This window comes from Bacillus tequilensis KCTC 13622 (assembly GCF_000507145.1).
Taxonomy (GTDB): domain Bacteria; phylum Bacillota; class Bacilli; order Bacillales; family Bacillaceae; genus Bacillus; species Bacillus tequilensis.
This window is the reverse complement of the sequence record NZ_AYTO01000034.1, coordinates 587392-607195: the sequence shown is the minus strand read 5'-3', so window position 1 is coordinate 607195 and position 19804 is coordinate 587392. Positions and strand designations below refer to the sequence as shown.

General features: G+C 42.5%; 24 protein-coding genes and 3 pseudogenes. 6 read left to right on the top strand and 21 right to left on the bottom strand.

Going from position 1 to position 19804, the window contains the following annotated elements; translation table 11 throughout:
* Positions 1 to 4: 4 nt before the first annotated feature.
* From V756_RS0114830 to cgeC, 7 genes and pseudogenes are all read right to left on the bottom strand, one after another.
* Positions 5 to 658, bottom strand: coding sequence for a 3-oxoacid CoA-transferase subunit B (locus V756_RS0114830; protein WP_024715343.1), 654 nt, complete (start codon positions 656 to 658; stop codon positions 5 to 7).
* Positions 643 to 1332: a CoA transferase subunit A gene (locus tag V756_RS0114825; RefSeq protein WP_024715342.1), complete on the bottom strand. Its 690-nt coding sequence runs from the start codon at positions 1330 to 1332 to the stop codon at positions 643 to 645. The genes V756_RS0114830 and V756_RS0114825 overlap by 16 nt, the downstream gene beginning before the upstream one ends.
* A gap of 17 nt (positions 1333 to 1349) precedes the next feature.
* A complete protein-coding gene (locus V756_RS0114820; protein WP_024715341.1) occupies positions 1350 to 2672 on the bottom strand; it encodes an aspartate aminotransferase family protein in 1323 nt (440 codons plus the stop codon).
* Between the two features lie 130 nt (positions 2673 to 2802).
* Entirely contained in the window at positions 2803 to 2916 is a 114-nt protein-coding gene (locus V756_RS1000000124830; RefSeq protein ID WP_032682117.1) for a YjcZ family sporulation protein, read from the bottom strand.
* A 79-nt stretch (positions 2917 to 2995) separates the two neighbouring features.
* The gene (cgeE, locus tag V756_RS0114810) at positions 2996 to 3775 is read right to left on the bottom strand and encodes a spore maturation N-acetyltransferase CgeE (protein WP_024715340.1); all 780 of its coding nucleotides are present in this window, start codon (positions 3773 to 3775) and stop codon (positions 2996 to 2998) included.
* Positions 3776 to 3803: 28 nt separating this feature from the next.
* Positions 3804 to 5084 (bottom strand): spore maturation glycosyltransferase CgeD, encoded by a 1281-nt coding sequence (gene cgeD, locus V756_RS0114805; RefSeq protein WP_024715339.1) that lies wholly within the window; start codon positions 5082 to 5084, stop codon positions 3804 to 3806.
* 64 nt (positions 5085 to 5148) lie between these two features.
* Positions 5149 to 5470: pseudogene (cgeC, locus tag V756_RS01000000122480) on the bottom strand (spore maturation protein CgeC).
* Positions 5471 to 5657: 187 nt separating this feature from the next.
* On the opposite strand from cgeC, the gene cgeA reads away from it, so the two are divergent.
* Positions 5658 to 6059: a spore crust protein CgeA gene (gene cgeA, locus V756_RS0114800; protein ID WP_024715338.1), complete on the top strand. Its 402-nt coding sequence runs from the start codon at positions 5658 to 5660 to the stop codon at positions 6057 to 6059.
* 6 nt (positions 6060 to 6065) lie between these two features.
* The gene (gene cgeB, locus V756_RS0114795; RefSeq protein WP_024715337.1) at positions 6066 to 7019 is read left to right on the top strand and encodes a spore maturation protein CgeB; all 954 of its coding nucleotides are present in this window, start codon (positions 6066 to 6068) and stop codon (positions 7017 to 7019) included.
* Positions 7020 to 7022: 3 nt separating this feature from the next.
* Here the strand turns inward: cgeB and V756_RS1000000123575 are convergent.
* Positions 7023 to 7324 (bottom strand): annotated as a pseudogene (locus V756_RS1000000123575) (phytase); the annotation flags it as partial.
* 124 nt (positions 7325 to 7448) lie between these two features.
* Here V756_RS1000000123575 and V756_RS1000000124725 point away from each other — a divergent pair.
* Positions 7449 to 8323: pseudogene (locus V756_RS1000000124725) on the top strand (polysaccharide biosynthesis protein); the annotation flags it as partial.
* A gap of 44 nt (positions 8324 to 8367) precedes the next feature.
* Here V756_RS1000000124725 and msrB read toward each other — a convergent pair.
* A complete protein-coding gene (msrB, locus tag V756_RS0114780) occupies positions 8368 to 8802 on the bottom strand; it encodes a peptide-methionine (R)-S-oxide reductase MsrB (protein WP_024715336.1) in 435 nt (144 codons plus the stop codon).
* Positions 8803 to 9336 carry a peptide-methionine (S)-S-oxide reductase MsrA gene (msrA, locus tag V756_RS0114775; RefSeq protein ID WP_024715335.1) on the bottom strand — a complete coding sequence of 178 codons (534 nt, stop codon included), beginning with the start codon at positions 9334 to 9336 and terminating at the stop codon, positions 8803 to 8805.
* 131 nt (positions 9337 to 9467) lie between these two features.
* Between msrA and V756_RS0114770 the strand changes: the two genes are divergently transcribed.
* On the top strand, positions 9468 to 9893 hold the full coding sequence (locus V756_RS0114770) for a MarR family transcriptional regulator (RefSeq protein WP_003241533.1): 426 nt from the start codon (positions 9468 to 9470) through the stop codon (positions 9891 to 9893).
* A gap of 50 nt (positions 9894 to 9943) precedes the next feature.
* Here V756_RS0114770 and V756_RS0114765 read toward each other — a convergent pair whose 3' ends face one another.
* From V756_RS0114765 to ilvA, 7 genes are all read right to left on the bottom strand, one after another.
* Positions 9944 to 11281, bottom strand: coding sequence for an MATE family efflux transporter (locus tag V756_RS0114765; protein ID WP_024715334.1), 1338 nt, complete (start codon positions 11279 to 11281; stop codon positions 9944 to 9946).
* Positions 11282 to 11352: 71 nt separating this feature from the next.
* Positions 11353 to 11547, bottom strand: a complete 195-nt coding sequence (gene ypmT, locus V756_RS0114760) for a protein YpmT (RefSeq protein WP_024715333.1) — start codon at positions 11545 to 11547, stop codon at positions 11353 to 11355.
* A gap of 12 nt (positions 11548 to 11559) precedes the next feature.
* Complete coding sequence (locus tag V756_RS0114755; RefSeq protein WP_024715332.1) at positions 11560 to 12123, bottom strand: YpmS family protein; 564 nt, start codon at positions 12121 to 12123, stop codon at positions 11560 to 11562.
* A gap of 9 nt (positions 12124 to 12132) precedes the next feature.
* Positions 12133 to 12900, bottom strand: coding sequence for an SGNH/GDSL hydrolase family protein (locus tag V756_RS0114750; RefSeq protein WP_024715331.1), 768 nt, complete (start codon positions 12898 to 12900; stop codon positions 12133 to 12135).
* A gap of 77 nt (positions 12901 to 12977) precedes the next feature.
* Positions 12978 to 13559, bottom strand: coding sequence for a cytochrome c oxidase assembly accessory protein ScuA (scuA, locus tag V756_RS0114745; protein WP_024715330.1), 582 nt, complete (start codon positions 13557 to 13559; stop codon positions 12978 to 12980).
* Positions 13560 to 13711: 152 nt separating this feature from the next.
* The gene (locus V756_RS0114740; RefSeq protein ID WP_024715329.1) at positions 13712 to 13963 is read right to left on the bottom strand and encodes a DUF2535 family protein; all 252 of its coding nucleotides are present in this window, start codon (positions 13961 to 13963) and stop codon (positions 13712 to 13714) included.
* A gap of 85 nt (positions 13964 to 14048) precedes the next feature.
* The gene (ilvA, locus tag V756_RS0114735) at positions 14049 to 15317 is read right to left on the bottom strand and encodes a threonine ammonia-lyase IlvA (protein ID WP_024715328.1); all 1269 of its coding nucleotides are present in this window, start codon (positions 15315 to 15317) and stop codon (positions 14049 to 14051) included.
* Positions 15318 to 15563: 246 nt separating this feature from the next.
* Between ilvA and V756_RS0114730 the strand changes: the two genes are divergently transcribed.
* Both V756_RS0114730 and trhA read left to right on the top strand, forming a co-directional pair.
* Complete coding sequence (locus V756_RS0114730) at positions 15564 to 16559, top strand: sigma 54-interacting transcriptional regulator (RefSeq protein WP_024715327.1); 996 nt, start codon at positions 15564 to 15566, stop codon at positions 16557 to 16559.
* 20 nt (positions 16560 to 16579) lie between these two features.
* Positions 16580 to 17221 (top strand): PAQR family membrane homeostasis protein TrhA, encoded by a 642-nt coding sequence (trhA, locus tag V756_RS0114725; RefSeq protein WP_024715326.1) that lies wholly within the window; start codon positions 16580 to 16582, stop codon positions 17219 to 17221.
* 32 nt (positions 17222 to 17253) lie between these two features.
* Here the strand turns inward: trhA and V756_RS0114720 are convergent, their stop codons facing one another.
* From V756_RS0114720 to V756_RS0114705, 4 genes are all read right to left on the bottom strand, one after another.
* Positions 17254 to 17874: a lysophospholipid acyltransferase family protein gene (locus tag V756_RS0114720; protein ID WP_024715325.1), complete on the bottom strand. Its 621-nt coding sequence runs from the start codon at positions 17872 to 17874 to the stop codon at positions 17254 to 17256.
* Complete coding sequence (dfrA, locus tag V756_RS0114715; RefSeq protein ID WP_024715324.1) at positions 17875 to 18381, bottom strand: dihydrofolate reductase DfrA; 507 nt, start codon at positions 18379 to 18381, stop codon at positions 17875 to 17877.
* A complete protein-coding gene (locus tag V756_RS0114710; protein WP_024715323.1) occupies positions 18378 to 19172 on the bottom strand; it encodes a thymidylate synthase in 795 nt (264 codons plus the stop codon). Before V756_RS0114710 ends, dfrA begins: the two co-directional genes overlap by 4 nt.
* A gap of 83 nt (positions 19173 to 19255) precedes the next feature.
* Positions 19256 to 19789, bottom strand: a complete 534-nt coding sequence (locus V756_RS0114705; RefSeq protein WP_024715322.1) for a phosphatidylglycerophosphatase A family protein — start codon at positions 19787 to 19789, stop codon at positions 19256 to 19258.
* Between the last annotated feature and the right edge of the window lie 15 nt (positions 19790 to 19804).

The window sequence follows — 19804 nt, the reverse complement described above, 5'->3', positions numbered from 1 at the left end:
CCTTTTAAGAAAAAGGCATATCTATTTTGATTTCAGCTTCAGTCACCTTCAACACCTCGTCGATTGTCGAGCCGTTCATCAGCTCTTTTAAAATAAAATGATAGCCGTCAACCTCAAAAACCGCTTTTTCAGTAATGATCAAATCTACACAGCCTGCTGCAGTTAAAGGAAGCGTGCATGTCTCTGTTAATTTAGGCCTTCCCTTTTGATCAGTATGACTCATGACGACAACCACTTTTTTCGCTTTTTGGGCCAGTTCCATCGCCCCGCCCATGCCCGGCACCTTTTTTCCTGGGACGAGCCAATTTGCCAAATCGCCTGAGCGGCTCACCTGCAGGGCTCCTAAAATCGTAATGTCGATTTTGCCTCTTCTGATCATCGCAAAAGACATCGTTGTATCAAAATAAGATGCCCCTTTTACAGCACGGACAGGATATCCTGCGGCGTTGCATAAATGTTTATCCTCTTTTCCCTTATGAGGGCTTTCGCCAATCCCGAGCACACCGTTTTCCGCCTGAAGCATGACCTGCATGTCAGACGGCAAAAAGTTCGGCACTAAGGATGGGATGCCGATACCGAGATTCACAATCATGCCCTGCTTGATTTCAGAAGCGGCCCGTTTTGCGATCTGTTCTCTCTCTGCTACTCCCAAGCCCATTTCCACTTCACTCCTTCGCTTCTCACAACCCCCTCGACAAAAACCCCCGGTGTGACAATCATTTCTTCGGAGATTTCTCCCATCGGGACGATACGCTCAGCTTCGGCAAAGGTTCTCCTGGCGGCCATTGCCATAAGCGGATTCATATTGCGCGCTGTTTTATCATACGTCACATTGCCGAATTCATCGGCAATGCGCGCATTGATGAAGGCAAAATCTGCCGTCAGCGCCTCTTCAACCAAGTATCGCTTTCCCGCCACAGTCACGATGTCCTTTTTTTCACAGACCATTTGATTATCAATACCGACATCGGTTAAAATGCCGCCGAGTCCCGCTCCGCCGGCGCGAATCCGTTCTGCAAGCGTTCCCTGCGGTGAAAATTGGACCTCTAATATTCCGTCTGTCATCTGTTTTCCGGCTACAGGATTAGAACCGATATGCGATGCGATCAGGGTTTTGACCCGTTGATTGACAATAAGCGGACCGATCCCTATTTCCGGGAAACCGGCATCATTGCAAATGACGGTTAAATCTGTTACACCGCTGTCCAATATAGCTTCAATCAATGAAGGAGGCGAGCCGACTCCCCCAAAACCGCCAAACATCAGGACGGATCCGTCCTGAACATCCGCAATTGCTGTTTCGATGCTGATCGTTTTTTGAAATGGCGCCATTTCATTTCAACCCTTTTTCAGTTTTTTTCGACCGCTGCAACTGTTTCTGAAAAAATAGATATAAGTTCTTTCATTTCATCATCTGAAATCGTAAAAGGAGGAGCAATTATAACAGCATCTCCTTCCCCGCTGTCGATTCCTGCTTTGGCAGGATATACAATCAGTCCGCGTTTTTTCGCCTCGCCGACAATAAACTGGGTAATCGCCCGCTCTGGCGGGAACACTTTCTTCGTTTTCTTGTCTGCAACAAATTCAACGCCTAATAACAGACCTTTTCCGCGCACATCACCTATGATTTCGCTTTTAGATGCCGCATCTTTAAGCTTCTTTTTCAGCACAGCTCCTTTTTTTGCTGATTGTTTGATCAAGCCGTGCTTTAACACATACCGCAAAACTTCTAAAGCAGCTTTGGCCGAATAGGGATGTGCACTATACGTGTGGCCGCTCATAATCACACCTGAACCTTGTTTGATCGTTTCAATAATAGGATCAGATACAACGGCAGCAGCAATAGGCGCATACCCGGCGCCTAGCCCTTTCCCCAGTACAGCAATATCAGGAACAGTGTGCCAATGCTCTGTCGCGAGCATTTTTCCTGTTCTTCCAACTCCTGTCATCACCTCGTCTGCAATAAAGAGCACATCATGCGTGCGGCATACTTCATTTAATCTTTCATAATATCCCGGAGGCGGAGTGATCGCTGCTCCAGCTGCCCCAATAATAGGTTCAGCCACAAAGCCGGCGATAAATTGGCTCCCGATTCTTTTGATCGCAGTTTCCAGTTCATCAGCTGCAGTCTGAACAAGGTTTTCTTCTGCCCCATGATTCAGCCGATACATGTGTGGAACTGAGATAGCTGGATACCGCTCAATGAGATGGGTGAACCGGTATCTCCTTTCATAAAAGCCTGATAATGAAAGCGCTCCCAAAGTTATTCCGTGGTAACTGCTCCATCGTGACAAAAAGATGGATTTTTGTGTCTGCTTTTTTTCCTGCCAATACTGAATGGCGATTTTCATAGCTGTTTCTATCGCTTCCGATCCGCTGTTGACAAAAAAAGACCAATTCACGTCTCCCGGCAGCTCCTCGGCCAAGAGTGCGGCTAATTGCTCGGCAGGTTCGCTCGTAAACTGTGAGCGATAAGCAAAAGACACCTGATCAAGCTGTTCTTTCAGCTTCTCAGTCACATCACGAACCCCGTGGCCGATACTGCATGTCACCGCACCTGATGAGCCGTCAAGATATCTTTTTCCGGTCTGGTCATAAACATATGAACCCTTTGCATAACTGACAACCGGATAGGCCGAACTAAGCTCGGGCTTAATCAAATAACTGCTCATGTTCCCACCTCAAAAACCATTTTGATCTATTGTATGAGTGTCCAAATTGCGTCATGACGTTCCCCGCAAAAACTTTTTCATACAAAAAGGAGCCCTCCTGAACAGAAAGACTCCTTTTGAATATCATCATCTAGCAAATGAAAGTGGCTCCGACAATAATTAGCAAAATAAACAAGACAACAATCAATACAAATGTATTTATCCCGCAGCCACACCCGTAACCGTATCCAGGGTATCCATACATGCTGGTTTCATCCTTTCTTATCACGATATACGGCATTTTATGCGGGCCAAGTCCCAAATGGTTTGTGCAATCGCCTATTTCATGTAAGGAAATAATGAAAAACAGTATGCACCCGCTCATATTTTTTAAACGTCAGCTTTTCATAAAAATGGGTAGCGCCATCAGTACTTGTAGCCACTAAATAGGCTGCTTCCATTCCTAGTGACTTGGCGATGGACAGCATTTCTTTCACTAAGATACTGCCATAGCCCTTCCTTTGAAACTGATCCAAAATGGCCACTTCTTCGATTTTAGCTGTTTTCTCTTGTGGATGAATGAACAGCTCGCCGCACCCGATGGGAATCTTCTGGGCCTCGTCGCTGTAACAAACAACAAGGATGATCGTTCCCGCTTCGTAAAAAGGATATTTTCTTTTTAATTTTTGTTGAGCGATCGCTTCTCCTATATAAATCGAATCGTAAATTTTCATAATAGAAGATCCATCACTAAGGCTTTTTGCTGTCCCCCATGCCGTTATCGGATGACCCACCTGCTCCTTCCAGTCAATAAGCTTCATGTCATATAACAGCTCATCCTCGACGACAAACCCGTTTTTCACTAGCGATTGCTTCAAACCGAGCGGAAAAACATGCTTTGGCGACGCTTTTAAATGGAGATAATTCGCATCAAGCAGCTTTGGTACGGATGGCAAAAAATCCAGTAGCCGCTCCAACGGAAACGTATCATGGAGCTGCACAAAATTATGAGAAAAAATTTGCGGAAGCTTCGAATCTCTATAAACACTGTAATGATCAAACGATTCTGATTCAGACGTTAACAATATATATTGATGTTCCGTTTTTGAATAATGTCCTGTCATGAACGTCTCCTTTTTATGACCTATCCCTTTATTCAGTTGCAATATTTAATTTCTTTATAATCTCATCGTACACCGGATCAAACGGCTTTCCAATTGGAAATTGCTGAATATTTCGGAAAGAAGCGGAGATTGGCTTATGATGTAAAAAGAACTTCCTTGCTACTTGTTTACTAATCGGGTGAAATACGCCGTTTAAAAATAAAAACGGCTCACGCTCTATGAAAAACAGCCTTCGTCCAGGCGGATTTTCAATCAATTCAGAGCGTTCCCGCGTAATTGGCAGCCCTTCCGGCAGCGCCGCTAGTTCTTCTTTTTCAATTGTCAGTATGTCTTTTCTTTTAAATTGATAAAACTGAAAAGCATACTGACCGGCAATCCGCCTTTTTTTTCCGGCTTCGATATAAAATATTGCGGGCTGGTCAGCTTCCTTCACTACAATATAATTCGGAATGTTTAAAATTTTCCCGATCCTATATTGGAATAAATATGGATCTGGAACTGCCACAGTCCGATTTAGATACAATGAACCCCATCTTTCCCCGACAGGATGCCTGACACCCTGATCAAAAAAATACACATGTTGATCTGAACCTTTTACAAAAGAGCCGTCAATCAAATCGGCGGGCAGAAACCGATAAGCATTTTGAAATGAATCAGGGGTTTTATAGGTTATATCTAATACTTCATTTATCGGCAGAAAGGGGGCAAAGTTGTTGATCCTGGACCAAAAAATTGAGTCCCCATGATTCCAATGCTTCATATCATCATCCCAATAGTTTCCATATTTATGGTGAATACGATCAAGTAACGAACGACGGTGCATAACTGAGCAGTGATCGACTTGAAATGCAGCCTGATGAAGCACTGTATTGGCATTTCTATAGAAATATGAGATTTCCTCTCCCCGTTCGTTTACATGTACAACTTTCTGTTTTGAATAGACTGCCTGTGCCTCAGGCTTATCTGAAAACGTCTGCACCATCCGGCTCAGCCTCTCTGGATGATAAACAGTGTCATCAGTGAGATAGGAAATGTAATCGCCGTCAGTAAATGGGAGTGCGGCATTGATTAATGTGGCATAACGGGTTGTTTTTAATCGTTCAGCAGGATGTATAAAACTGTTTTGATAACGAATGCGCCGGTCATGAAGGTACTTGTGAATCACCGCAGTCGTTTCTTCATTAGAATGATCATCCATAATAAAAAGCTCCCAGAGATCATGAGTTTGCTTCATGACGCTTTCAATCGCTTTTTGCAGATAATCAGGTTTGTTGTAACTTGTTAAAATAATAGACACTTTCTCTCCCACCTATACAGCCCCCCATCGTCAAACATAAAAACAGCTCTGCTGTAAGCAGAGCATCTGACATCATTTAAAAAGCACCCCAGCTTACCACTTGAGAGTGCGAGATTAGATCCCATGTTATTTAACAGGTTTTGAAAAACAACCACATCTGTCAGAACCTCTTTTGCGATGACGCTTTAAAGCATATTTCCATTCGACAGATGAACCGCTGAAACCGGTACACCATGTTCTTTTGCAAATACAAGCTGGCGTCTGAGATCAAATAGATTTCTTTCAGAAGACAATTAACGTATCAGCAGAATTAGCAAAAGCAAAATAAAATGCAGTTCATCTCGATTTTCTTCTTGATCCAATTGATTCTCTAAATCTAAATCATCCTTCTCCCTTATCCTTGTCTCTGTTTCACAATATGAGTAACTTTGATTTATGGTATAGGACTATGTCCATTCCATTAAAAAATCAGCATTTTCCTTAAATACATGAAAAATAGATCAGGTACGGCGTTCGACTCATACCAAATAACAGCCAGAAGAATATGATTAACGTGAGTTCACTATTGAATAGGAGGTGTATGTAATGAGCTCTGAAAATGCACAGTTAAAAAAGGATTTGATTAAAACCGTTTTAAGTCCTTTATTTCCAACTGCAACAGAAGGAGGAGAAAACATGGATAGTAATCTTAAAGCCTTGCTTGAAGCTGCCATCGATCAAAAAGTAGATGAAAGTGAAACGGTTACGACAGAATCTCTTTTAGACCCTTCCCTTCCGCCAAGATGGATTTTTGCCAGAGTTACGCCAGGCACGACACTCAGCATTGTGACTGATTCTGGTGACATGATCGGACCGGTTGTCTTCGTTGATTTTGATCAGGTTCATGGTATTGTTTATGTCACACAGGAAAGCTCCGTCACTCCGGCAGGCCAAGCTACAACATTAATTGATGTAGATAAAGTAGAAAGCGTAACGTTCTTTTCATAACACCCGATGAAAGTCTTGTATATCCAGTCGGGATACGGAGGAATATACAGTTATTTTGATCGCTGGGCTGAAGAGTGTTTTCAGAACACTCATACAGAGTATATGATTGCATATAAACCTGAAGCAGAATCTTTGATGAAGATCGAAACATTTCAGCCGGACTTCGCACTTATGATGGTTGGAGACCACGTTCCTCACGACTGGCTGACCTGGTTAAAGGGTAAGGGTATTCCCGTATACGTTTGGCTGACCGAAGACCCGTTTTATATTGATATCAGTCTTCAGGTGATGAAGCACGCTGACGCCATATTAACAATTGAACAAAATGCCGCTCTTTATTATCGTGAGCTTGGCTGCCGGCACGTCTATTACATTCCCATTCCGGTTAATCATCGGCTGTTTAAAAAAATGGACACAAAACATTCCTTCCATTCAAATCTGCTTCTGATCGGCTATCCTTACCCTAATCGGGTTCAGCTTATGAAAGAAGCGGTACATCTGCCTTACACGATTCGAGTAATCGGTACGGAATGGAGAAAATATCTGCCTAAAAAAGTACTCAAACAGCCGCATATCGATGTCGTCAGCACATGGGTTCCGCCCGAACAGGCTGTCCATTATTATAACGGGGCGGACATCGTGATCAATGCACATCGTCCTTATCATTTCGCTTTCAACAAAAATCATATGCGCATCAAAAACGTCAGTTTTAATAACCGAACATTTGATATCGCTGCATGCGAAGCATTTCAATTAACAGATTTACCCGCGGCCCCTCCTTTTTCATCCTTTATTTCTTATCACAGCATCAACGACTTTAAGGAAAAAGCCGCTTTCTATATTAACCATCCTGAGGAACGGCATAAAGCAGCAGCATCCAATTACAAAGAGACCGTACCCGCAAATACGTTTGATGAGCTCCCTGTAAAACTAAAGGCGATTCATCTGGCGCTTTCTTAAAAAATCGTTCATTGTTATGAACGATTTTTTCATTCTCAGCTTACATTCACGCACTCTTTTTCCCTGTCACATCCCCCTTTCCATTATCACAATTTCATACTGCTCAAATTCGCCTTGTTTGCCGGTCACTAATGCATTAAAAGCTCCCGTTTCCTTGCTGTGATACAGGCTGAATCCGTAAACCTTAGAAAAATCAGTGAAATAGGATGTTTAGGAGCTGTAATGCTTTTCAATTTTCCTTTATCCCCGTTTATTGCATGAACCTTTTTTATAGTTTTCCTGACTCTTAAATCACTTTTGCCTGCATGGCACGTGAGAAGAGATTGACAGAGTTGTTTTTGCTGTGCGAAATAAATCTACAATGAATATTTAGTACATTATTCATTTAGTTAAATTATTCTGCAGTTTTGTTTATTTTTCTGTTTTGACAAATGCCTTTTGCTGCTTACACCCAAACAAGTGATTGTATTCAGCTGAAGAACAGTAAACTGTCATGAGCCAAAAGTATGCGGAGGATAAGCGTCTTTTACTGGCACTCGGAGATGTGTGTGATCACAGAAGGGTGAATAGGTAATTGAAAAGCGTAGGTATCGCCTTTCACGCGGCTGCGCTGAAACAGGTTCCGACATGTGAAGAGACCAATCTCATCGCGGGCAGAATGTGGTGAAGGCTGCCCCGTTACATCATGTGAATCATGTCGTCAATATCAGTACAGATAAACAGTGTATCTCCTATGAACACAATGGGTGCCACCAAGCTGTTATCTGAAAAGCTGTTTCATCAAGCAAACCGCCACGTTCAAAACAGAGGAACCATGTTTTATTCTGTCCGCTTCGGTAATGTTCTCGGCTCAAGGGGGCGGTCATTCCTATTTTATTTGAACAAATGATGGAGGGCGAACCACTGACCATCACAGACAAGAACATGACCAGATTTTTTATGAGCATAGTCGATGCGGCTATACTGACATTGCAATCAGCAGCTATTGCAAAACTACAAAATGGAATCATTGAAACTTGAAGAACTGATTCATGTTTTGAAGAATATGCCTCGCAGCACGGGCTCCCGCGGCCGGCTGCAGTAGAAGTCAGCAAGCGCTAAGGTAAAAAGCTTCACGAAGAACTAACATCTCCTCATGAAGTTGGGTATTAATGGGGCAACCTTTATGCGATCCTTCCAGAGCCGGAAAAACATCCTGATTTTCGCAAAGTCAACTTTCCAGGGTATCAATCGGATCAAGCCACTCTCATTACGAAAGAATTGCCCAGATTATTGAAGAATTGCATCAAGAAAAAAAGGCATAAAAACAAGCCTGTCTATCCAATAGGCAGGCTTGTTTTTTGGTGTTTTATTTATCAAAGAGATGCAGATAGCTTTCGTATCCTTCTTCTTTTAGCTTTTCCTTCGGCACAAACCGCAGCGCTGCTGAATTTATGCAGTAACGAAGCCCGCTTGGCCCCGGCCCGTCATTGAATACATGGCCGAGGTGAGAATCAGCAGTACGGCTTCTTACTTCTGTGCGAGTCATACCGTGGCTTGTGTCTAGCTTTTCTTCTACTTCTTCTTCCTCAATCGGTTTTGTAAAGCTTGGCCAGCCGCAGTGGGAATCAAATTTATCCTCAGATGTAAACAATGGCTTGCCTGACACGATGTCGACATACAGGCCTTCTTCCTTATGATCCCAATAATCATTTTGAAACGGCGGCTCCGTGCCGTTATTTTGCGTCACCTCATATTGCATGCGGTTTAGTGACTTTATTTTTTCTTCTTTATTGTGCGCCATTTATTTCGCCCCCCAATGCTGATGAATAAATCCGGCACGTCCGGAACCTGTCCGGTAGCGCTGATAATGTGCTGGATTCTTTTTATAAAAATGCTGATGGTAGCCTTCCGCTTCATAGAAAGGTTCGGCCTTTAAAATGTCCGTTACAATTGGATCTTTAAAGATGCCGCTTTCCGCCAGACGCTGTTTGGAAGCCTCCGCAAGCTCCTTTTGTTTATCGTTATGATAATAAATGGCTGCGCGGTAGGAACTGCCGCGATCAGCAAACTGCCCGCCGGCATCTGTCGGATCGATTTGCTGCCAAAATAATTCAAGCAGTTTTTCATATGGGAATACATCAGGATCAAACGTGATTTGAACGGCTTCACGATGTCCCGTCGTTTCACTGCACACTTCTTCATACGTAGGGTTTTCAGTATGGCCGCCTGTATACCCGGACACCACTTTTTCAATCCCCGGCTGTTCGTCAAAAGGTTTAACCATACACCAAAAACAGCCTCCTGCAAATGTGGCGATTTCTTTTTTTTCAGACATACTGGTGCCTCCTTTGTTAATACGTGGTATTATTATATTATAGCATGTAAAAATAGAATGAAAATGATTCTGCTTTTCAATAAAATTTATAGGTTTTAAGCAATATGCTTATGTAATGGAGGTTCACAAATTTGAAAGTAAGAACACAGATGATGTATGATATGGAAACTTTACTTCGTAAAGTCTTTAAACAAATACGGAATGAAATCAATGAAATTCTAGATAAAGAACTGTCGCGGAATGAATTTACCATTCTGCGGATCCTCAGCGAGCAAGGTCCTAAAAAAGTCACCGAATTTGCGCCAATTTTAGAGGTATCGGCAAGCCACATTACTGCTGTGACTGATGCGCTGGTAGAAAAGGAATGGATTACGAGAATCAGATCGAAGGAAGACAGACGCATCATCCGCATTCATATCACCGAAGCAGGCGAAAAAGTCCTTCAGCATTTCAACGAGAAAAAAACGGAATATTTCTTTAAACGCTTCGACTGCTACAGTGATGCCGAACTTGCTTCATTAATCGAGCTATTCAGCAAACTTGATAAAAAACGATGAAAAAGAGCACATACCGCTCATATGGGTATGTGCTTTTCGCAGCGCTTCACTTATTTTTCAGTAAACAGTTTCATTGTTTTCCAGCGGCCGTATCTGTAATACAAAAATGCCGCACAGCTGCTTAATAAAAAACTCATTCCGATCCCAAGACCGATTCCTTTCTGTCCAAGCCAAGCCGAAAATAGAGCAGTGAAAGGATATCTCAAAACCCAAAACGATATCAAGTTTAAAACGAGCACCTGCAGCATCGCTCCCGCCGCTCTGACGATTCCGTTCAGCACGAAATTAATTCCGATAAAAGGATAGAAAAAAGCGATCCACCGCAAATATTGTTCACCAAATGCAACAGCATCAGGCTCGCTGATAAATAACCTCATGAGGTATTTACCAAATACCCAAATCATCACTGCAATGACCAGCATGCAAGAAATAACAGCCATCACACCCAGTCTCGCAATCTTTCCCACTCTTTTCTCATTTCCCATTCCGATATTTTGCCCCGCCATACTGTTGACTGCCGTACCGACAGCCATAGCGGGAAGCGTGATGATGCTGTCGAGCCGCTGCACCGCGCCGAACCCTGACACCACGTGCTCCCCGTAGGAGTTGACAACACTCATAATTGCCATCATTCCGCCCGTAATCACCATCATCTGCAGACCGGCCGGAATTCCGAGTTTCAAAATCAGCGCAGATTCCTCCCATTTAGGCAGCCGGGGGATAGAGAACGGCACAAGCTTGTGTTTGATGACATAAAACAATCCATACAGAAACGCAATGCCCTGTGACAAAATCGTCGAATAAGCAGCTCCCGCTATTCCCATGCGGAACACAGAAATAAAGAGCGGCGCCAGCACTGTGTTCAGCACAACGGCAAAGGCTATAAACCGAAGCGGTGTCCTGCTGTCGCCAAGCGCCCGAAGCACAGTGCTGATAAAGTTATAACCAAACAAAAACAATATGCCGATAAATTGAATCTGTAAATAAGACTCAGCAAGCGGGATCATAGACTCCGGCGTTTTTAGAAGGCGGAGCAAAAGCTCTGACAGAAAAAAACCAGCCGCGCCGAAACCGATGCTTAGGCCCGTTAATAAAACAACAAAAGCGTTAATATAAGACGCCATTCCTTTTTCATCATCTTTTCCCTTTTGCTGTGACAAAATCGTTAACGTCGCATTGTTAAGGCCCAAAATGAAAGACAGCACGGTTAATACAATCGTACTTGATACCGCCGCTGCCCCAAGGGCCTTTGCCCCCAGTAAATTGCCGATCCACATACTGTCTATCAATTGAAAGGAAACCTGCAAAGCGTTTCCGAGCATAATCGGCGTTGAAAACAGCACAAGCTGTTTCAGCACGTTTCCCTGTGTAAAATCGTATGCTTTCATTATTTCTCCTTATGTTCTCAAATTTTCGTCAGACCGCATGAAAAAAGAGACGGTGTTTCATGTCTCTTTTTTCATGATTTATCGGTTTTTTTCCGGTCTCTCATACCGAATGTAAGCACCATCACACTTAGGAACAAGGCACAATAGGAAATGTTCAAATACATTTGATCCATATCTTCAGCGGCCAGATGATGATAAGCAAGCCAGCCGAAATACAGGGAAAATGTAAAGGATAATAAACTGAAATACTGGTAAATCCGTCTCATTTTCAGTCACCTCTAGTGTTTAGGATGGTAATAGGAAAACTCAATTTCATCTTTTTCCAAATTTATTTTATCCGCTTTGACATACATTCCATTCGTTAAAGGCATTTCTGACAGACGCACTTCAATGCTTTTATCGCCGGGATGAACGTGGACAAATGACGGCAGTTCGTAAAAACTGTCCATATAATTTAACACAAAGCTAATCGGTATACTCAATTTTCCTAACGAAAATTGAGTAACATTCAGCTCCACATCACCATTTTTTTTCACAGTCGGTTCAAAAGCGATAAACGCATCAATGGACGTGGAAAATGCCTTGATTTTCCCTGCGACATGAACATCGTCATCAATCTCTACTTTATAATCAAGCTTGTTTGATGCTTTGTCGTTTAAATATGAGTTGACAAACGCTGCTAATGATTCTTTTGTGCTTGTCACTTGAAATCCATACTCGCTATCAGTTGAATCCTTCACCTGAGCTTGTTTACCCGGCAGCATAACAAGTGCCATAACCCCAACGGCAAGGATCAAATTGATTGCAAGCAATATAAAAAACAGTTGTTTCCACTTATTCATGATGTCACCCTACTCTTTCGGTAATCCTTCTTTTTTAATGGCTTGATAGACACGCTTTGCAATAAGGGAATAACCCGTACCATTAGGATGAAAATCATCTTCTTCGGAAATTCGGCCGCTGTCACTTTTTTTATTGAACAGGTCTTCGATATGAATGATTTTTGCCTGTTTATCTTTTTTGAGTTCTTTTTCAGCAATATGGTTCCAATCAGTGACGACTCCGTTTATTTCATTTAATTCAGATAACGTAAACGTAAACGGATTATACATGCTGACATAAATCAGCTCAGCGTGATCATTCAGCCTCCGAATGTCAGAAATAATTTTTTCAAAACGCTTTTCGTACGGCTTTTCCGCTTCCTGAAACGGTTCAACGGTTAATTGCAGAAAGTTTTGGCGAAGAACTTTCATTAAATCATTACCGCCAATGGTAAAAAAGACATAATCTGCGTCCTTTATGCCTTTTTGAACCTTTTTATCTTTTAGCTTCTCTAATAAATCATCCGAACGGTTCCCTTTGACGGCATAATTTTTTACGTCTACCGTTTTGACTTGTCTATCTGACCGGATAGAATCCGCCACCATGCCGACATATCCCTTTCCTTCGGGATCTCCGACACCTTCTGTCAGCGAATCTCCGACAGCCGCAATGATAATGTGCTCTTTCGTTTTCGGTTCATGTGCTTTTTGTTTTCCCTCAGATGCTGTACGTACGCTTGTACATGCAGTAAGAAGCAAAATCATACTGGCCATGAGTGAAAAAATGCGCAGCTTCAATCTTGTTGCTCCTTCCCATTCTACTAGTGGAAAGTGTATCATGTTTTAGAAGATTTGAAAATGCCTAGTCTGCCAGCTTACTTGAGGGCACTGGCTGATTTCACATCGGCAATAATGTCATCGTAGGGTGTATTTTCCACTCCATTATAATCTTTCAGCACCTTGCCGTCCGGGCCTACTAAATAAAAAGTAGAATAATGAATGACTTGGTCCTCGCCCTCCGTTTTTTTCACAATCGCTTTAAAACTCTTTAGCGCGAACTCCTCAATCTCCCTCTGGCTGTATCCCGTGAGGAAATCCCAGTTATCAAAAGATAATGGATAGTTTGCAGCAAATTTCTTCAGCTGTTTCGGCTTATCGTTTTCTGGATCAACGCTAAACGAAACGATACGGACATCTATATTCTCAGCTTTCAGCTTTTTTTGCAGCTCGGTCATATGAGCAGTCATCGGCGGACACACAGTTTCACAATTGGTAAAGATAAAATCCGCCAGCCATACTTCTCCTTTTAAACTTTCTAACGAAACGGTCTTGCCGTCTTGGTTCTGAAATGTAAAAGGCTCCACCTCGTAATTGAGCGGATCTTTAATCTGCTGTCCTCCACAGGCACACAAAAGCAGAAAAAACAGCCCTGCCGCTAAACCCTTGATTACCTTCATGACATTCACCCTTTCCCGCCAGCATAAAAACGCTTTCTGAAACCACCCTTACCCGCTGCGCCCCATGTTTATATTCGATACCGGGCAAAAAAAATCCTGCATGCCTCCCAATCAACGGTTACAATAGGGGGACACACAGGTATTAACGGCAATTACGCGTTGTGCTTTAGCACCTCTTGATGAAAAACAGCCTGATAATCTGCCCATTTCATCCGGCGCTTCATATATTGTCGGAATGAATATACTTTTGCCCTGCTGTTTGATGAAAACACTTCTTTTAAGTAGAATTGCAAATGGTGATGTAACATAAAGAAATAGTGCTCATCTTCCTTTAATACAGGTATTTCTGTCACTTTCACCTGAATCCCGTCACTGCGTTTGAACTCTAGGCTTTTGAGTAACAAGCTATCAATCCTCTTTTTTGTTTTTCTTCTATTATATACAATGCCAGCCGGGCTGTCTGTCATTTTACGCGGTTGTGTCAAAAAATTAGATCAGCAGATGGAACAAGTCCTCGTCCTTATTCACCTCTACATAATGAAACGGTTTTCTGTTCATCCGTTCAATCAGGGGACCATAGTCGGCCTTGTTCTGCAGCTCGATGCCGACAAGAGCAGGTCCGTTGCTTTTATTATTTTTCTTCGTATATTCAAATCTTGTAATGTCATCATTAGGCCCGAGGACTTCGTCAAGAAATTCGCGGAGCGCCCCCGCTCTTTGCGGAAAATTGACGATAAAATAATGCTGAAGTCCTTCAAAAATCAAGGACCGCTCCTTCATTTCCTGCATTCTTCCGATATCGTTATTGCCTCCGCTGACCACACACACCACATTTTTGCCTTTAATTTCATCCTTGTACAAATCAAGCGCTGCGACAGAAAGAGCTCCAGCCGGTTCCGCAACAATCGCACATTCGTTATATAATTCAAGAATGGATGTACATACTTTCCCTTCAGGCACAAGGAGAATGTCATCGACGACGGTTTCCAGTGTCCGGAACGTTTTCTCTCCAATTTTTTTAACAGCTGCTCCATCTACAAACTTATCAATTTTATCAAGTGTGACGACATGCCCGGCTTTGTTTGATTCAAAATAGGATGCCGCTCCCTTCGGCTCAACAGCAATTACCTTTGTATCAGGTGACACATTTTTTAAATATGTGCCTGCTCCTGAAAGAAGACCGCCTCCCCCGACACTTGCAAAAAGAAAATGCGGTTCTGTATCAATATCGTTTAAAATCTCGACCGCCAGCGTTCCCTGACCGGCCATCACATCCGGATCATCGAACGGATGGATAAATGTCCGAGATTCCGCCTCACAGCATTCAACAGCACTTTTATACGCGTCGTCAAACGTATCCCCTGTCAAAATAATATCGATATATCCTTTTCCGAATAGTTCAACTTGAGATACTTTTTGTCTCGGTGTTGTAGACGGCATAAAAATCTTCCCATGAATGCCAAGGTGTTTACACGAGAATGCCACGCCTTGAGCGTGGTTTCCGGCACTCGCACACACAACTCCGTTCTTTGTCTGCTCGCTGGAAAGCTGTTTGATTTTATGATAAGCCCCTCTGAGCTTAAAAGATCTGACAACTTGCAAGTCTTCACGTTTCAAATAGATATTGCATTCATATCTCTCAGAAAGTCTGTCATTCCTTTGCAAAGGTGTGTGAATGACAACATCCTTCACGTTTTGATGAGCCTTCAAAATGTCTTTCACTTGGATGAGAGAGTTTTCTTTAAGCAACGGTTTCATGTACAGATTCCTTTCTTGTTTTAAATCCCTATTTAATATGCCATTATAACATGAATATTCAAAAAATAAGACAATTATTTTATTTAATTATTAAAAAAATACAGACGACGTTTAGCGCACCTTGTTGAAACATCTGAATCAGCGGCATTCTGCAAACCTAAGAAAAAAATTGATCACAAATATAAGATGTTTTTAACCAAAAGACATGATATAATAAAACCAATTAGAACCAAAAGGAGCCAATTAATGATTGCCGCACCAATACTTAACACATTTCAACATCTAATCGGAGAACATCAAACTTTTCTGGAAGCGAAACGAATCGCCAAGCAGTTCTCATTATCGGAGCTCCCTGTCCTCATAACAGGAAAAATTGGAACAGGAAAAGATCACTTCGCACAAGCAATACATCTGGGATCATCAAGAAGCAGCGAACCATTTATCAGCGTCAATTGCAGCACCCATTCGGAAGAAAGCCTTATGCAAGAGCTTTTTGGCTCAAATGGAAACTCCGGCGCTTTTCAGAAAACGGCACGAGGAACCCTTTTTCTTGATGAAGTATGGCACATGCCGGCTTCTGTACAAGCTCAGCTTCTAAAAGCGCTTGATTCAGACATGGAGAAACCGCGAATAATCTGTGCTTCCACAGATGAATGCACGGATCATACATTCAGGCAAGACTTATTTTACAGACTGAACATTTTAACACTCACACTGCCCGAATTATCTGAACGAAAAAGCGATATACCGCTTTTGACTCAGTTTTTTCTCACAAATTCCGGTCAGCAATTGTTAATCGAGCCCACCGTCTTTCCAATGCTTGAACAGCACACTTTTGAAGGCAATGTCAGAGAATTAAAAAACGCCGCAGATTATATGGCGGCAGTATCAAGCGGAGGAACGATCCATCCTTATGACCTGCCTCCATACATTAGGGGGGCAATAGACGGAAAAACATCGAAGAAAAAAGCGAAGCTGCTGACTTTAATGGAAAAAGCCGAGTTTTTGTTTATTTTGGAAACAATAAAAGCATTAAACGAAAAAGGAGAACCTGCCAGCAGACGGATCATTTCTGAGCACAGTAAAAATACCCAAACTTCGTTAACTCCTCAGCAGGTTAGAAGCCGCCTCGATTATTTGGAGAAGAAAGATTATGTCACCAAAAGCCGCGGACGGGCCGGAACTAAAATTACTTTAGAGGGCTTGGACTTTTTAGAAACGCTCAAAAATCAAATGATCTAGCGATCGAAAGGAGAATTCACTTGTTTACAATCAAAGAAGAAATCGCCAATGCCATTACACACGGTATCGGTGTGCTTCTATCTATACCTGCATTAGTGTTTCTGGTCATTTTTGCGACCGATTACGGGTCCGCATGGGACATCGTCAGCTTTACGATATTCGGTATCTCTATGCTGCTGTTATATTTGAGCTCCACACTGCTTCACAGCATTACACATAAAAAGACGAAGGACATTTTGGAGATTATTGATCATAGCGCCATTTACGTTCTGATCGCAGGAACCTATACGCCTTTTTTGCTCGGACCGCTGAAAGGCACGCTCGGCTTCACTCTGCTGGCTATCGTATGGTCTCTTGCCCTGGGGGGAATCGTTTTTAAAATTTTCTTTGTGAAACGCTTTATCCTATTGTCAACCTTGGTGTATTTGATCATGGGGTGGCTGATGATTATCGCGGTTAAACCTTTGTACGCTTCACTGAGCGGAGCGGGATTCAGCCTTCTTTTTCTCGGCGGCATTTTATACTCTGTCGGGACGATCTTTTACATTTGGAAAAAGGTCCCCTTCCACCACGCCATTTGGCACAGTTTTGTATTAGGCGGAAGCGCTGCAATGTTTTTCTGTGTGCTGTTTTATTGTGTGAAGGTGCCGTTCATTTCGTAACAGAAAAGCGCAGTCTTAAAGACTGCGCTTTTTTATGCACGCAATTGTTTTTCATTTGCAGGTATATAAGCTTTTGAAAAGGACAATTCAACATCTGCGGGTGTTAAACGTTTAAAAAACGACCCCTTTTGCATGTCATCTGTTCCTTTTGTTTCCACCAACACCAACGGAAGATGGCAGTGGGCCGCAAGTTCAACAGGATCTATACAACCATCTAATGAAAGAATCAGACTTTGTCCTTTTTCCAGCTGTTTCGTCAGATCTTCATACACCTTTTCTGAACTGCCGCCTGCAATCACATCCATCCGTTTAAGCCACTGTCCGATAAAAGGCAAGCGAAATAATGTTGGATTGGCAATAAATCCGGCCGGCTCCTCAATATATCCAGCAATTAAGGCCAGTTCAGCTAAACGCAAACGTGGATGCACATACAAAACAGGACCTTCGGGGATTGGCTCAGGCTGATGGATCGTCACAACTGAGCCGGTGATGCCGATGCAGCCCTCCAAAAACGCCTTTGGCTGCTCGTAGACAAGAGTCATCTGCTTTTTGTATGACAGACGAGGGTCAAGCATCCTTTGATTAAATAATTGTTTCATATTTTTTAACAGCATATACACAATATAAATCACTAACCAGCTGCAGCGAACCAATTAAAATCCTCCCGCTTCAGAAGAATTCTTTTTTTCATACGTTAAAAATTCGTAATCGTACGGGTTTTTTTCGTCCTTGATCCCCTGCTCAGAAGAAACCAGCTTCCAATTGGTTTCATCAAAATCGGGGAAGTGACGGTCACCCTCAAACTCGTGATGAATTTTCGTCATATACAATCTGTCTGCATAAGGGAACAGTGCTGTATAGAGCTGAGCCCCTCCGATTACAAAGCATTCTTCAGAGCCTGTACAAATGTCCAGTACATCCTTCAATGAACTGACAACCGTGCACCCCGGAAATTCTGAAGCAGGCGCAGATGTAACGACAATATTTTTCCGATTTGGAAGCGGACGTCCGATCGATTCAAATGTTTTCCGGCCCATAATGATTGAGTGACCCGATGTTACTTTCTTAAAGTATGCCAGATCATTGGGTAAATGCCACGGCAAATCATTATCTTTGCCGATAAGCCTGTTGGCATCCATTGCAAAAATGAATGAAATCATACGCTGACCGCTCCTTTTATATGAGGATGCGGATCATAATCCTCAATGATAAAGTCCTCAAATGCAAAGTTGAAAATAGAATCAACCTCTCTGGCGAAACGAAGCTTTGGAAGCGATCGAACGTCTCTTGCCAGCTGCAAATTGACTTGTTCAATATGATTTTGATAGATATGGACATCACCAAATGTATGGATGAATTCGCCCGGTTCTAGCCCAGTCACATGAGCAATCATCATAGTTAAAAGGGCATAAGAAGCAATATTAAACGGCACACCTAAGAAAACATCGGCTGAGCGCTGATATAGCTGACAGGACAGCTTGCCGTCAGACACGTAGAATTGGAACAGGCAATGGCACGGCGGCAATGCCATTTTATCAATTTCACCAACATTCCAAGCGCTGACGATTAAGCGTCTGGAGTTCGGATTTGTCTTAATCTCTTCAATAAGACGGGAAATTTGATCAACAGTTTCGCCGTCAGCCCCCCGCCAAGACCGCCATTGTGAACCGTATACAGGTCCAAGTTCACCATTTTCATCAGCCCACTCATTCCAGATCCGCACTCCGTTGTCCTGCAGATAACGTACATTCGTATCTCCTTTTAAGAACCACAGCAGTTCATGCGCAATCGATTTAAAGTGGAGTTTTTTAGTGGTGAGCATCGGAAAGCCCTCTTGTAAATTAAATCGCATTTGATATCCGAAAGTGCTGATTGTTCCAGTCCCTGTCCGGTCTCCCTTTTTCTCACCATGCTCTAAAACATACCTGCATAAATCCTGATACTGTTTCATTTTTTTCATCCTTTAAAAGTAGTCTTCTAGTAGTGTAACACAATAAAAAATCATTTCTGAACTCAGAAATGATTTTTTTATCGTTAGCTGACGACAGGTTTTTCACCCTGTTCTTTTTCCTCATCTTGCAGATCCTGATGTGTATGAGCAATTCTGCTCGCCGCTGCTGCAGCAAGAGCTGCCACAATGTCATCCAAAAAAGTGTGAATACCGTCTGGACTTTCATCAAGTTCCTTAATAATTCCAATCTTCTCTTTATCCAAATAACCGAAATTGGTTAAACCGATCGACCCGTACACATTAACGATTGAAAGCGGGATAATTTCATCTATGCCGTAAAGCGGTTCATCCGTTTCAACAAGATGCTGCAGCGGTTCAGGGAGAAGTTTCTGTTCAGCAAGCTGATCGAGCGCAAGGCCTGTCAAAACAGCATGAATAATTTCACGTTTATTCAGGACTTTTTCCACATTCTCCATGCAAACACTGAGCGGCAGGTTGGGATTGTATTTTTCCTGAAGTTTTTGAACAATATGTGCAATATCTTCTATCATAACGCCCCGTTTGTTCAGCATATCTTTTGTTATATCGACCATTTCATTCATTGTGTACTTTTTCATGTCTAATGGCATCTC

What these genes read in the sequence shown, in the direction of transcription:
- ilvA (WP_024715328.1), bottom strand. Translation starts at nt 15,317, where the DNA reads ATGAAACCGTTGCTTAAAGAAAACTCTCTCATCCAAGTGAAAGACATT.
- ypmT (WP_024715333.1), bottom strand. Translation starts at nt 11,547, where the DNA reads ATGAGACGGATTTACCAGTATTTCAGTTTATTATCCTTTACATTTTCC.
- cgeE (WP_024715340.1), bottom strand. Translation starts at nt 3,775, where the DNA reads ATGACAGGACATTATTCAAAAACGGAACATCAATATATATTGTTAACG.
- V756_RS0114730 (WP_024715327.1), top strand. Translation starts at nt 15,564, where the DNA reads ATGATTGCCGCACCAATACTTAACACATTTCAACATCTAATCGGAGAA.
- scuA (WP_024715330.1), bottom strand. Translation starts at nt 13,559, where the DNA reads ATGAAGGTAATCAAGGGTTTAGCGGCAGGGCTGTTTTTTCTGCTTTTG.
- V756_RS0114825 (WP_024715342.1), bottom strand. Translation starts at nt 1,332, where the DNA reads ATGGCGCCATTTCAAAAAACGATCAGCATCGAAACAGCAATTGCGGAT.
- dfrA (WP_024715324.1), bottom strand. Translation starts at nt 18,381, where the DNA reads ATGATTTCATTCATTTTTGCAATGGATGCCAACAGGCTTATCGGCAAA.
- V756_RS1000000124830 (WP_032682117.1), bottom strand. Translation starts at nt 2,916, where the DNA reads ATGTATGGATACCCTGGATACGGTTACGGGTGTGGCTGCGGGATAAAT.
- V756_RS0114710 (WP_024715323.1), bottom strand. Translation starts at nt 19,172, where the DNA reads ATGAAACAGTATCAGGATTTATGCAGGTATGTTTTAGAGCATGGTGAG.
- V756_RS0114765 (WP_024715334.1), bottom strand. Translation starts at nt 11,281, where the DNA reads ATGAAAGCATACGATTTTACACAGGGAAACGTGCTGAAACAGCTTGTG.
- msrB (WP_024715336.1), bottom strand. Translation starts at nt 8,802, where the DNA reads ATGGCGCACAATAAAGAAGAAAAAATAAAGTCACTAAACCGCATGCAA.
- msrA (WP_024715335.1), bottom strand. Translation starts at nt 9,336, where the DNA reads ATGTCTGAAAAAAAAGAAATCGCCACATTTGCAGGAGGCTGTTTTTGG.
- cgeA (WP_024715338.1), top strand. Translation starts at nt 5,658, where the DNA reads ATGAGCTCTGAAAATGCACAGTTAAAAAAGGATTTGATTAAAACCGTT.
- V756_RS0114830 (WP_024715343.1), bottom strand. Translation starts at nt 658, where the DNA reads ATGGGCTTGGGAGTAGCAGAGAGAGAACAGATCGCAAAACGGGCCGCT.
- cgeB (WP_024715337.1), top strand. Translation starts at nt 6,066, where the DNA reads ATGAAAGTCTTGTATATCCAGTCGGGATACGGAGGAATATACAGTTAT.
- V756_RS0114820 (WP_024715341.1), bottom strand. Translation starts at nt 2,672, where the DNA reads ATGAGCAGTTATTTGATTAAGCCCGAGCTTAGTTCGGCCTATCCGGTT.
- V756_RS0114755 (WP_024715332.1), bottom strand. Translation starts at nt 12,123, where the DNA reads ATGAATAAGTGGAAACAACTGTTTTTTATATTGCTTGCAATCAATTTG.
- V756_RS0114705 (WP_024715322.1), bottom strand. Translation starts at nt 19,789, where the DNA reads ATGAAAAAGTACACAATGAATGAAATGGTCGATATAACAAAAGATATG.